General features: G+C 43.5%; 3 protein-coding genes, 4 tRNA genes and 6 rRNA genes. All 13 read left to right on the top strand.

All coding sequences use genetic code 11. The features are described from left to right. The first annotated feature begins 184 nt into the window (after positions 1 to 184). The 13 genes from gcvH to rrf (PFY10_16625) all read left to right on the top strand — a co-directional run bounded on the left by gcvH (position 185) and on the right by rrf (PFY10_16625) (position 13809). A complete protein-coding gene (gcvH, locus tag PFY10_16565; protein WBV55836.1) occupies positions 185 to 562 on the top strand; it encodes a glycine cleavage system protein GcvH in 378 nt (125 codons plus the stop codon). A 25-nt stretch (positions 563 to 587) separates the two neighbouring features. Further along, positions 588 to 914: a VanZ family protein gene (locus tag PFY10_16570; GenBank protein ID WBV58956.1), complete on the top strand. Its 327-nt coding sequence runs from the start codon at positions 588 to 590 to the stop codon at positions 912 to 914. Between the two features lie 855 nt (positions 915 to 1769). After that, positions 1770 to 3286: ribosomal RNA gene (locus tag PFY10_16575) — 16S ribosomal RNA — on the top strand. 214 nt (positions 3287 to 3500) lie between these two features. Continuing rightward, a tRNA-Ile gene (locus PFY10_16580) sits at positions 3501 to 3574 on the top strand. 85 nt (positions 3575 to 3659) lie between these two features. Then, positions 3660 to 3733, top strand: a tRNA-Ala gene (locus PFY10_16585). 172 nt (positions 3734 to 3905) lie between these two features. Further along, positions 3906 to 6660: ribosomal RNA gene (locus tag PFY10_16590) — 23S ribosomal RNA — on the top strand. 161 nt (positions 6661 to 6821) lie between these two features. After that, a 5S ribosomal RNA gene (rrf, locus tag PFY10_16595) occupies positions 6822 to 6930 on the top strand. A gap of 272 nt (positions 6931 to 7202) precedes the next feature. After that, entirely contained in the window at positions 7203 to 7403 is a 201-nt protein-coding gene (locus PFY10_16600) for a hypothetical protein (GenBank protein ID WBV55837.1), read from the top strand. A gap of 1245 nt (positions 7404 to 8648) precedes the next feature. Then, a 16S ribosomal RNA gene (locus tag PFY10_16605) occupies positions 8649 to 10165 on the top strand. A 214-nt stretch (positions 10166 to 10379) separates the two neighbouring features. Further along, a tRNA-Ile gene (locus PFY10_16610) sits at positions 10380 to 10453 on the top strand. An 85-nt stretch (positions 10454 to 10538) separates the two neighbouring features. Then, positions 10539 to 10612: transfer RNA gene (locus PFY10_16615), tRNA-Ala, on the top strand. A gap of 172 nt (positions 10613 to 10784) precedes the next feature. After that, positions 10785 to 13539, top strand: a 23S ribosomal RNA gene (locus PFY10_16620). Between the two features lie 161 nt (positions 13540 to 13700). Continuing rightward, positions 13701 to 13809, top strand: a 5S ribosomal RNA gene (rrf, locus tag PFY10_16625). Together the 16S, 23S and 5S rRNA genes with 4 tRNA genes alongside form the textbook arrangement of a ribosomal RNA operon. Positions 13810 to 14022 lie beyond the last annotated feature (213 nt).

Below are 14022 nucleotides of genomic sequence, written 5' to 3' on the forward strand. Positions count from 1 at the left end.
TTTTATTTTGAAAGACCTTTTTGTTTAGTAAATAATGAGTAGATTTTAATTGAGTATATAGCTTGCTGATACATTATAGTTTTATTATTTTTAATTAGTAAAAAAACATTTCAAATAAACAAACATACTTTTTTTGAACCTTATATAATTTTGAATAAATTTGTAGAATAATAAAAATCAAAAAATGAACACACCATCGGAATTAAAGTACACTAAAGATCACGAGTGGATCAAGATTGAAGGAAACGTAGCTACTATTGGTATTACAGATTTTGCTCAGGGAGAGTTGGGTGACATCGTATATGTTGATATCGATACAGTTGATGATGATCTTGATAATGGAGCTGTTTTTGGAAGTGTTGAAGCTGTAAAAACTGTTTCTGATCTATTCTTGCCTATCGCAGGAAAAGTTACGGAATTCAATTCAGAGCTGGAAGCTCAGCCGGAGTTGTTGAATACGGATCCTTATGGTGACGGATGGATCATTAAATTAGAGATCGCTGATGGTGCTGATCAGTCTGGATTACTCACTGCAGAAGAATATCAGGCTATCATTGGATAGGATTTCAAAAATATTTAGTAAGATATTGCCCATTTATTGGGCATTTCTTACTTATATGCTTCTCAAGCCCGGAGAAGAGAACCATGAATATTGGTTTATGTTCAATGGGATCGATAAAGTTTTACACGTCAGCATTTTTGCAATGCTTGGATTTTGCTTTATTGCTGCGTTTCCTAAAATTAAGTTTTCGTATTTTTTTCAGATCATCCTTATATATGCCTTCCTTACAGAGATCCTTCAGGAGGAAATGGGATTGGGAAGATCCATGGAAACTTTAGATATAGTAGCCGATGTTGTCGGATGCTTACTAGGATACTATATATATAAGATGCTTGTCAAGCGTTTTTTTTGATCATACAATTGAAATGACAGATTAAGCTGTTTTTTAATTTTTCTTTGGAGCAAATCCCGCTATCCACTCATACTCCTCGTTCCTTGCTTTCTTTCAGATCCCTTCCTTACTGCGGGGTAACCGTTACTATCGGGGCTAGAATGTCAGACCTTTTATAAGATATAGCATATTTGTTCAACTGTTTTTCTTGTGATAGTTGATTATAACAAGGATCATTGTTCATTAATTATAGCAACTGAAATGCATACCCTTCTTTTCATGGTATATTTATTCACTTGTTATTTTCATTGAGTTTTTAACCTTTACAGCCGGAAAATTCCATTCCATGATTGCAGTTGAAATCTTATTTCATATTGTGGATAACTATATTTTTGTTTTAAACCATTTGATACCAGCTGCTTAAGCATTTGTTTTTCCACAATGCTTAATTTAAATATAAAATGATTTGGATTGTTTGATGAATAAGGTGTACTTTTGCCCCACTGAAAATGAGAGATAGTAGGTAGCGCAGAAGAGGGTAATTATAAACGAAAGATTTAAAAAAAATAAATAATAATTTATTTTGAAAATTGAGAAAAGTTTGTATCTTTGCAGTCCCAATTAAGGGAGCGCGGAGTAAAATTGAGATAAGTGTTAGAGAGGGATTAAGGTTACAGAAAAAACTTTAAAATTTTCTTCAAAAACATTTGGTCAGTTCAAAAACATTAATTACTTTTGCACTCGCAAATCTAAAGCAATAACGACAGAGAAAAAGCTTCAGAGAAAAGCGGAAGAAAAGAGATCATTGAAATACAATATAACAACCAAGTAAGGAAAAACTAAAGCGTCAAAACTTTGAGTGAGTCAGACAAACATACAATGGAGAGTTTGATCCTGGCTCAGGATGAACGCTAGCGGGAGGCCTAACACATGCAAGCCGAGCGGTATAGATCTTTCGGGATCTAGAGAGCGGCGCACGGGTGCGGAACACGTGTGCAACCTACCTTTATCAGGGGGATAGCCTTTCGAAAGGAAGATTAATACCCCATAATATATTTGATGGCATCATTAGATATTGAAAACTCCGGTGGATAGAGATGGGCACGCGCAAGATTAGATAGTTGGTGAGGTAACGGCTCACCAAGTCAATGATCTTTAGGGGGCCTGAGAGGGTGATCCCCCACACTGGTACTGAGACACGGACCAGACTCCTACGGGAGGCAGCAGTGAGGAATATTGGACAATGGGTGAGAGCCTGATCCAGCCATCCCGCGTGAAGGATGACGGCCCTATGGGTTGTAAACTTCTTTTGTATAGGGATAAACCTACCCTCGTGAGGGTAGCTGAAGGTACTATACGAATAAGCACCGGCTAACTCCGTGCCAGCAGCCGCGGTAATACGGAGGGTGCAAGCGTTATCCGGATTTATTGGGTTTAAAGGGTCCGTAGGCGGACTCGTAAGTCAGTGGTGAAATCTCATAGCTTAACTATGAAACTGCCATTGATACTGCGGGTCTTGAGTAAGGTAGAGGTAGCTGGAATAAGTAGTGTAGCGGTGAAATGCATAGATATTACTTAGAACACCAATTGCGAAGGCAGGTTACCATGTCTTAACTGACGCTGATGGACGAAAGCGTGGGGAGCGAACAGGATTAGATACCCTGGTAGTCCACGCCGTAAACGATGCTAACTCGTTTTTGGGTTTTCGGATTCAGAGACTAAGCGAAAGTGATAAGTTAGCCACCTGGGGAGTACGAACGCAAGTTTGAAACTCAAAGGAATTGACGGGGGCCCGCACAAGCGGTGGATTATGTGGTTTAATTCGATGATACGCGAGGAACCTTACCAAGGCTTAAATGGGAAATGACAGGCTTAGAAATAGGCTTTTCTTCGGACATTTTTCAAGGTGCTGCATGGTTGTCGTCAGCTCGTGCCGTGAGGTGTTAGGTTAAGTCCTGCAACGAGCGCAACCCCTGTCACTAGTTGCCATCATTCAGTTGGGGACTCTAGTGAGACTGCCTACGCAAGTAGAGAGGAAGGTGGGGATGACGTCAAATCATCACGGCCCTTACGCCTTGGGCCACACACGTAATACAATGGCCAGTACAGAGGGCTGCTACCAGGCGACTGGATGCTAATCTCGAAAGCTGGTCTCAGTTCGGATTGGAGTCTGCAACTCGACTCTATGAAGCTGGAATCGCTAGTAATCGCGCATCAGCCATGGCGCGGTGAATACGTTCCCGGGCCTTGTACACACCGCCCGTCAAGCCATGGAAGTCTGGGGTACCTGAAGTCGGTGACCGTAACAGGAGCTGCCTAGGGTAAAACAGGTAACTAGGGCTAAGTCGTAACAAGGTAGCCGTACCGGAAGGTGCGGCTGGAACATCTCATTTTAGAGCGTTGAAGAACGTTAAACAAAATAAAGGTACTTAAGTGTACCATGTACTTACTTAAAGAGAAGCTTTAGTTTTTTATTTGGTTGATATATAAAAAAATACAACACCCACTAGAAATTAGTAAAGGGAAGAGAGACAAGAGGAAAGATAGAAGAAGAAAGACCATGTAAGTCTGATATCTGGGATCTTGAATCTGCAAGTCTAACAAGACAGTCTCGTAGCTCAGCTGGTTAGAGCGCTACACTGATAATGTAGAGGTCGGCAGTTCGAGCCTGCCCGAGACTACTAATTATAAGACGGGAAGAGATCAGATATAAGACATGAGACATTAAGTCTGAGATCTAGGATCTGATATCTGAAGTCTACTAGAGGGGAATTAGCTCAGCTGGCTAGAGCGCCTGCCTTGCACGCAGGAGGTCAAGGGTTCGACTCCCTTATTCTCCACAGTTTGTATATGTAAAAAAGAAGCATGTAAACCTCATGACGAGAGCCGTCATTGATACATGAATACGTTTTACATTAATACAGAAGAAATAAAGATCATTGACATTAACGGTAAAGACATCACAAAGAGAAAACCGAGCACTTATAAGTGCTTGAGTAACCTAAAAATAGGAAAGAAATCGTTAAGGGCGTATGGCGGATGCCTAGGCTTTCAGAGGCGACGAAGGACGTGGTAAGCTGCGAAAAGCTGCGGGGATTGGCACACACGAATTGATCCGCAGATGTCCGAATGGGGCAACCCAATACATTGAAGATGTATTACCTCGTAAGAGGAGCAAACCCGGAGAACTGAAACATCTAAGTACCCGGAGGAAAAGAAATCGAAGAGATTCCGTAAGTAGTGGCGAGCGAAAGCGGATTAGCCCAAAAGTCTTTATATATTTAGAAGAACGTACTGGAAAGTGCGGCCATAGACGGTGATAGCCCGGTATTCGAAAGGTATATATAGATGATAAATGAGTAGGGCGGGACACGTGAAATCCTGTCTGAATATGGGGGGACCATCCTCCAAGGCTAAATACTCCTGAAAGACCGATAGTGAACAAGTACTGTGAAGGAAAGGTGAAAAGCACTTCGAATAGAAGGGTGAAATAGAACCTGAAACCGTACGCCTACAAGCGGTCGGAGCCCACAAGTTGGGTGACGGCGTGCCTTTTGCATAATGAGCCTACGAGTTAATTTTACTAGCGAGGTTAAGGACTTCAGGTCCGGAGCCGGAGCGAAAGCGAGTCTGAATAGGGCGGATAGTTAGTAGGATTAGACGCGAAACCTTGTGATCTACCCATGGGCAGGTTGAAGCTCTGGTAACACAGAGTGGAGGACCGAACCGGTTGACGTTGAAAAGTCTTCGGATGACCTGTGGGTAGGGGTGAAAGGCCAATCAAACTGGGAGATAGCTCGTACTCCCCGAAATGCATTTAGGTGCAGCGTTGATTATAAGTTTATTAGAGGTAGAGCTACTGATTGGATGCGGGGGTTTCACCGCCTACCAATTCCTGACAAACTCCGAATGCTAATAAATGTTGATCAGCAGTGAGGGCATGGGTGCTAAGGTCCATGTCCGAGAGGGAAAGAACCCAGACCAACAGCTAAGGTCCCCAAATATATGTTAAGTTGAAGCAACGCGGTTGGACTGCATTGACAGCTAGGATGTTGGCTTGGAAGCAGCCATTCATTTAAAGAGTGCGTAACAGCTCACTAGTCGAGCGGTCCGGCATGGATAATAATCGGGCATAAACATATTACCGAAGCTATGGATTTGTACATTGTACATCTGGTAGGGGAGCATTCTGTTTGCGCCGAAGCAGTATCGTGAGGTATTGTGGAGCGGACAGAAAAGAAAATGTAGGCATAAGTAACGATAAAGGGGGCGAGAAACCCCCTCACCGAAAGACTAAGGTTTCCTCAGCCATGCTAATCAGCTGAGGGTTAGTCGGGACCTAACGCGAACCCGAAAGGGGTAGTGGATGGACAATGGGTTAATATTCCCATACTTGCTCACACTAAAAAGGGGACGGAGTGCCGTACCTGCTGGAGACTGACGGAATAGTCAAGGCCTAGCCTTCGGGCGAAGCTGCTGCAGGGAAAGTGCTTCCAAGAAAAGCCGAAGTGAAGCAACCCGTACCAAAACCGACACAGGTAGTCGAGGAGAGAATCCTAAGGTGCTCGAGTGAGTCGTGGCTAAGGAACTAGGCAAAATAGTCTCGTAACTTCGGAAGAAGAGACGCCATCAGCAATGGTGGCCGCAGTGAAGAGGCCCAGGCGACTGTTTATCAAAAACACAGGACTCTGCTAAATCGAAAGATGCTGTATAGGGTCTGACACCTGCCCGGTGCTGGAAGGTTAAGGAAGGGCGTTAGCGTAAGCGAAGCGTTTGACTGAAGCCCCAGTAAACGGCGGCCGTAACTATAACGGTCCTAAGGTAGCGAAATTCCTTGTCGGGTAAGTTCCGACCTGCACGAATGGTGTAACGATCTGGGCACTGTCTCAGCCACGAGCTCGGTGAAATTGTAGTATCGGTGAAGATGCCGATTACCCGCAATGGGACGAAAAGACCCTGTGAACCTTTACTATAACTTCGTATTGACTTTGAGTAAGTAATGTGTAGGATAGGTGGGAGACTATGAAGCAGGCACGCTAGTGTTTGTGGAGTCAACGTTGAAATACCACCCTTTACTTACTTGGAGCCTAACTTCCTTTAGGAAGGACATTGCGTGGTGGGTAGTTTGACTGGGGTGGTCGCCTCCAAAAGAGTAACGGAGGCTTTCAAAGGTACCCTCAGCACGCTTGGTAACCGTGCGTAGAGTGTAATGGCATAAGGGTGCTTGACTGTGAGACCTACAAGTCGATCAGGTGCGAAAGCAGGACATAGTGATCCGGTGGTTCCGTATGGAAGGGCCATCGCTCATAGGATAAAAGGTACTCCGGGGATAACAGGCTAGTCTCCCCCAAGAGCTCACATCGACGGGGAGGTTCGGCACCTCGATGTCGGCTCGTCACATCCTGGGGCTGGAGAAGGTCCCAAGGGTTGGGCTGTTCGCCCATTAAAGTGGCACGCGAGCTGGGTTCAGAACGTCGTGAGACAGTTCGGTCTCTATCTATTGCGGGCGTTAGATGTTTGAGAGGGCTTGATTCTAGTACGAGAGGACCGAATTGAACAAACCTCTGGTGTATCAGTTGTACCGCCAGGTGCACCGCTGAGTAGCTATGTTTGGAAGAGATAAGCACTGAAAGCATATAAGTGCGAAACTCGCCTCAAGATGAGACATCTTTTAAGGGTCGTGGGAGATGACCACGTTGATAGGCTACAGGTGTAAAGTTGGTAACAGCATAGCCGAGTAGTACTAATTACCCGTAGATTTATAGCCTATAGGTTACACTAATTCAAGTCTTATAAGTGCAATACTGGTTTTGCCTTTGTGATGAAATTTACCGATAAAACAGATGTCAGATACAAGACATCAGATAACAGACTTTATAATAGGTCTGAAATCTGAAATCTAGCCTCTGATATCTTATATACCTTCTTTAGGGTGGTTTTAGCGGTGGGGCTCACCTGTTCCCATTCCGAACACAGAAGTTAAGCCCACCAGCGCCGATGGTACTGCGACAAGCGGGAGAGTAGGTCGCCGCCAGTTTTTATTAAAAGTCTCATACATGAATTTGTATGAGACTTTTTTGTTTTATAACTATATCTATACACATCTATACCTACCATACCATAGGAATAAAAGATAAATGATCATTGATGAATGATAAATGGCTATTAATAAGCGATAAGAAATAAATGATGGATGATAAATGATAAAAGATCATCCATCAATTATCAATCATCAACTATCAATCATTATTGATTAACAGACAACTATCAATTAATAGCACTCATTTATCATTCATAGTTAGTAGGACTTTGTATTTTATTCCTCTTCCAACAACAACAACAACAACAACAACAACAACAACAACAACTACTACTACTACTACTACTACTACTACTTTAGGCTCTTTATTCTTTTACAAGCTTTCATCAATAGAGGTGGTCTTTAGCCCTTCAGTAATAGCCTCCAAAATCCTAGTGGGTTTAGCCAACTTAAAAACGTTCCATTTTTAATTTTCAACTTTTAGGTTTTAATCGCCAATCATCAATAATATCTTAATCAATTATAAATTATTCCATATTGTTATTGCATGCACGGCTTAATGAATTATATGCCTGGAAGAATGACCTTATCCGGAATAAAGATATCCCAGTATATTGCAATTGATGAAAAGCTTTCCTTTAGGAACAGGATCTAAATCCTAGGAAATTTAAACTCCAGATTTTATCCTGCCATCCCAAGCAATACAAGATATAATATGATCTATACTTTAATACCGGGCATAATGATATGGATTACGAATATCAATATAATAGGAGGGATCATATAAAGATTTTATCTTCTACCTTTACCAGTAATAAGTATGCTGATTTATTATACAGCTATCTATTATGTGCGAAATAAGAGGAGGAAATTTAAATAAAGAATAAAGAATAAAGAATAAAGAATAAAGAATAAAGAATAAAGAATAAAGAATAAAGAATAAAGAATAAAGAGATACTTATTGATCTTATAAAATGCTACATCATATTTTTTGTTGTGTTCAAACCGAATTTATTGCAGTCTTTTTTTAGTCAGATATTTTTTTCTTTACTCTTCAGCACTTCATTTTCCATTTTTCTCCTTACTTTTCCCTTTCTACTTCTTGTTTTTCCTGTCTCAACCCTCCATTTTTCCATAGAAAACCCTTCATTTTATAGCTTTTATTTTTTCCCTTGTTATAGCAGTTTTCTCCTATGTTTTTGCTTTTATCATTCTAAACCCAGGAAAAAGCATTGAAATTTTTGAAGTTGCTTATCAGTGAGTTAAGATCAAATATGAACTAAATATGAATTTAAGTATAAAATGATTTGGATTATGTGATGAATAAGGTGTACTTTTGCCCCACTGAAAACGAGAGATAGTAGGTAGCGCAGAAGAGAGTAATTATAAACGAAGATTTAAAAAAATAAATAATAATTTATTTTGAAAATTGAGAAAAGTTTGTATCTTTGCAGTCCCAATTAAGGGAGCGCGGAGTAAAATTGAGATAAGTGTTAGAGAGGGATTAAGGTTACAGAAAAAACTTTAAAATTTTCTTCAAAAACATTTGGTCAGTTCAGAAACATTAATTACTTTTGCACTCGCAAATCTAAAGCAAAAACGACAGAAAAAAAGCTTTAGAGAAAAGCGGAAGAAGAGAGATCATTGAAATACAATATAACAACCAAGTAAGGAAAAACTAAAGCGTCAAAACTTTGAGTGAGTCAGACAAACATACAATGGAGAGTTTGATCCTGGCTCAGGATGAACGCTAGCGGGAGGCCTAACACATGCAAGCCGAGCGGTATAGATCTTTCGGGATCTAGAGAGCGGCGCACGGGTGCGGAACACGTGTGCAACCTACCTTTATCAGGGGGATAGCCTTTCGAAAGGAAGATTAATACCCCATAATATATTTGATGGCATCATTAGATATTGAAAACTCCGGTGGATAGAGATGGGCACGCGCAAGATTAGATAGTTGGTGAGGTAACGGCTCACCAAGTCAATGATCTTTAGGGGGCCTGAGAGGGTGATCCCCCACACTGGTACTGAGACACGGACCAGACTCCTACGGGAGGCAGCAGTGAGGAATATTGGACAATGGGTGAGAGCCTGATCCAGCCATCCCGCGTGAAGGATGACGGCCCTATGGGTTGTAAACTTCTTTTGTATAGGGATAAACCTACCCTCGTGAGGGTAGCTGAAGGTACTATACGAATAAGCACCGGCTAACTCCGTGCCAGCAGCCGCGGTAATACGGAGGGTGCAAGCGTTATCCGGATTTATTGGGTTTAAAGGGTCCGTAGGCGGACTCGTAAGTCAGTGGTGAAATCTCATAGCTTAACTATGAAACTGCCATTGATACTGCGGGTCTTGAGTAAGGTAGAGGTAGCTGGAATAAGTAGTGTAGCGGTGAAATGCATAGATATTACTTAGAACACCAATTGCGAAGGCAGGTTACCATGTCTTAACTGACGCTGATGGACGAAAGCGTGGGGAGCGAACAGGATTAGATACCCTGGTAGTCCACGCCGTAAACGATGCTAACTCGTTTTTGGGTTTTCGGATTCAGAGACTAAGCGAAAGTGATAAGTTAGCCACCTGGGGAGTACGAACGCAAGTTTGAAACTCAAAGGAATTGACGGGGGCCCGCACAAGCGGTGGATTATGTGGTTTAATTCGATGATACGCGAGGAACCTTACCAAGGCTTAAATGGGAAATGACAGGCTTAGAAATAGGCTTTTCTTCGGACATTTTTCAAGGTGCTGCATGGTTGTCGTCAGCTCGTGCCGTGAGGTGTTAGGTTAAGTCCTGCAACGAGCGCAACCCCTGTCACTAGTTGCCATCATTCAGTTGGGGACTCTAGTGAGACTGCCTACGCAAGTAGAGAGGAAGGTGGGGATGACGTCAAATCATCACGGCCCTTACGCCTTGGGCCACACACGTAATACAATGGCCAGTACAGAGGGCTGCTACCAGGCGACTGGATGCTAATCTCGAAAGCTGGTCTCAGTTCGGATTGGAGTCTGCAACTCGACTCTATGAAGCTGGAATCGCTAGTAATCGCGCATCAGCCATGGCGCGGTGAATACGTTCCCGGGCCTTGTACACACCGCCCGTCAAGCCATGGAAGTCTGGGGTACCTGAAGTCGGTGACCGTAACAGGAGCTGCCTAGGGTAAAACAGGTAACTAGGGCTAAGTCGTAACAAGGTAGCCGTACCGGAAGGTGCGGCTGGAACATCTCATTTTAGAGCGTTGAAGAACGTTAAACAAAATAAAGGTACTTAAGTGTACCATGTACTTACTTAAAGAGAAGCTTTAGTTTTTTATTTGGTTGATATATAAAAAAATACAACACCCACTAGAAATTAGTAAAGGGAAGAGAGACAAGAGGAAAGATAGAAGAAGAAAGACCATGTAAGTCTGATATCTGGGATCTTGAATCTGCAAGTCTAACAAGACAGTCTCGTAGCTCAGCTGGTTAGAGCGCTACACTGATAATGTAGAGGTCGGCAGTTCGAGCCTGCCCGAGACTACTAATTATAAGACGGGAAGAGATCAGATATAAGACATGAGACATTAAGTCTGAGATCTAGGATCTGATATCTGAAGTCTACTAGAGGGGAATTAGCTCAGCTGGCTAGAGCGCCTGCCTTGCACGCAGGAGGTCAAGGGTTCGACTCCCTTATTCTCCACAGTTTGTATATGTAAAAAAGAAGCATGTAAACCTCATGACGAGAGCCGTCATTGATACATGAATACGTTTTACATTAATACAGAAGAAATAAAGATCATTGACATTAACGGTAAAGACATCACAAAGAGAAAACCGAGCACTTATAAGTGCTTGAGTAACCTAAAAATAGGAAAGAAATCGTTAAGGGCGTATGGCGGATGCCTAGGCTTTCAGAGGCGACGAAGGACGTGGTAAGCTGCGAAAAGCTGCGGGGATTGGCACACACGAATTGATCCGCAGATGTCCGAATGGGGCAACCCAATACATTGAAGATGTATTACCTCGTAAGAGGAGCAAACCCGGAGAACTGAAACATCTAAGTACCCGGAGGAAAAGAAATCGAAGAGATTCCGTAAGTAGTGGCGAGCGAAAGCGGATTAGCCCAAAAGTCTTTATATATTTAGAAGAACGTACTGGAAAGTGCGGCCATAGACAGTGATAGCCCGGTATTCGAAAGGTATATATAGATGATAAATGAGTAGGGCGGGACACGTGAAATCCTGTCTGAATATGGGGGGACCATCCTCCAAGGCTAAATACTCCTGAAAGACCGATAGTGAACAAGTACTGTGAAGGAAAGGTGAAAAGCACTTCGAATAGAAGGGTGAAATAGAACCTGAAACCGTACGCCTACAAGCGGTCGGAGCCCACAAGTTGGGTGACGGCGTGCCTTTTGCATAATGAGCCTACGAGTTAATTTTACTAGCGAGGTTAAGGACTTCAGGTCCGGAGCCGGAGCGAAAGCGAGTCTGAATAGGGCGGATAGTTAGTAGGATTAGACGCGAAACCTTGTGATCTACCCATGGGCAGGTTGAAGCTCTGGTAACACAGAGTGGAGGACCGAACCGGTTGACGTTGAAAAGTCTTCGGATGACCTGTGGGTAGGGGTGAAAGGCCAATCAAACTGGGAGATAGCTCGTACTCCCCGAAATGCATTTAGGTGCAGCGTTGATTATAAGTTTATTAGAGGTAGAGCTACTGATTGGATGCGGGGGTTTCACCGCCTACCAATTCCTGACAAACTCCGAATGCTAATAAATGTTGATCAGCAGTGAGGGCATGGGTGCTAAGGTCCATGTCCGAGAGGGAAAGAACCCAGACCAACAGCTAAGGTCCCCAAATATATGTTAAGTTGAAGCAACGCGGTTGGACTGCATTGACAGCTAGGATGTTGGCTTGGAAGCAGCCATTCATTTAAAGAGTGCGTAACAGCTCACTAGTCGAGCGGTCCGGCATGGATAATAATCGGGCATAAACATATTACCGAAGCTATGGATTTGTACATTGTACATCTGGTAGGGGAGCATTCTGTTTGCGCCGAAGCAGTATCGTGAGGTATTGTGGAGCGGACAGAAAAGAAAATGTAGGCATAAGTAACGATAAAGGGGGCGAGAAACCCCCTCACCGAAAGACTAAGGTTTCCTCAGCCATGCTAATCAGCTGAGGGTTAGTCGGGACCTAACGCGAACCCGAAAGGGGTAGTGGATGGACAATGGGTTAATATTCCCATACTTGCTCACACTAAAAAGGGGACGGAGTGCCGTACCTGCTGGAGACTGACGGAATAGTCAAGGCCTAGCCTTCGGGCGAAGCTGCTGCAGGGAAAGTGCTTCCAAGAAAAGCCGAAGTGAAGCAACCCGTACCAAAACCGACACAGGTAGTCGAGGAGAGAATCCTAAGGTGCTCGAGTGAGTCGTGGCTAAGGAACTAGGCAAAATAGTCTCGTAACTTCGGAAGAAGAGACGCCATCAGCAATGGTGGCCGCAGTGAAGAGGCCCAGGCGACTGTTTATCAAAAACACAGGACTCTGCTAAATCGAAAGATGCTGTATAGGGTCTGACACCTGCCCGGTGCTGGAAGGTTAAGGAAGGGCGTTAGCGTAAGCGAAGCGTTTGACTGAAGCCCCAGTAAACGGCGGCCGTAACTATAACGGTCCTAAGGTAGCGAAATTCCTTGTCGGGTAAGTTCCGACCTGCACGAATGGTGTAACGATCTGGGCACTGTCTCAGCCACGAGCTCGGTGAAATTGTAGTATCGGTGAAGATGCCGATTACCCGCAATGGGACGAAAAGACCCTGTGAACCTTTACTATAACTTCGTATTGACTTTGAGTAAGTAATGTGTAGGATAGGTGGGAGACTATGAAGCAGGCACGCTAGTGTTTGTGGAGTCAACGTTGAAATACCACCCTTTACTTACTTGGAGCCTAACTTCCTTTAGGAAGGACATTGCGTGGTGGGTAGTTTGACTGGGGTGGTCGCCTCCAAAAGAGTAACGGAGGCTTTCAAAGGTACCCTCAGCACGCTTGGTAACCGTGCGTAGAGTGTAATGGCATAAGGGTGCTTGACTGTGAGACCTACAAGTCGATCAGGTGCGAAAGCAGGACATAGTGATCCGGTGGTTCCGTATGGAAGGGCCATCGCTCATAGGATAAAAGGTACTCCGGGGATAACAGGCTAGTCTCCCCCAAGAGCTCACATCGACGGGGAGGTTCGGCACCTCGATGTCGGCTCGTCACATCCTGGGGCTGGAGAAGGTCCCAAGGGTTGGGCTGTTCGCCCATTAAAGTGGCACGCGAGCTGGGTTCAGAACGTCGTGAGACAGTTCGGTCTCTATCTATTGCGGGCGTTAGATGTTTGAGAGGGCTTGATTCTAGTACGAGAGGACCGAATTGAACAAACCTCTGGTGTATCAGTTGTACCGCCAGGTGCACCGCTGAGTAGCTATGTTTGGAAGAGATAAGCACTGAAAGCATATAAGTGCGAAACTCGCCTCAAGATGAGACATCTTTTAAGGGTCGTGGGAGATGACCACGTTGATAGGCTACAGGTGTAAAGTTGGTAACAGCATAGCCGAGTAGTACTAATTACCCGTAGATTTATAGCCTATAGGTTACACTAATTCAAGTCTTATAAGTGCAATACTGGTTTTGCCTTTGTGATGAAATTTACCGATAAAACAGATGTCAGATACAAGACATCAGATAACAGACTTTATAATAGGTCTGAAATCTGAAATCTAGCCTCTGATATCTTATATACCTTCTTTAGGGTGGTTTTAGCGGTGGGGCTCACCTGTTCCCATTCCGAACACAGAAGTTAAGCCCACCAGCGCCGATGGTACTGCGACAAGCGGGAGAGTAGGTCGCCGCCAGTTTTTATTAAAAGTCTCATACATGAATTTGTATGAGACTTTTTTGTTTTATAACTATATCTATACACATCTATACCTACCATACCATAGGAATAAATGATAAACGATAAGGGTCAGTGATCATTTATCATTGATGAATGATAAATGATAAAAGATCATTCATCAAATATCAATCATCAATCATTCTTTATCAGTTATCAATGATAGCCAAGCCAC

The sequence above is a fragment of the Chryseobacterium daecheongense genome (assembly GCA_027920525.1).
GTDB classification, from domain to species: domain Bacteria; phylum Bacteroidota; class Bacteroidia; order Flavobacteriales; family Weeksellaceae; genus Chryseobacterium; species Chryseobacterium proteolyticum.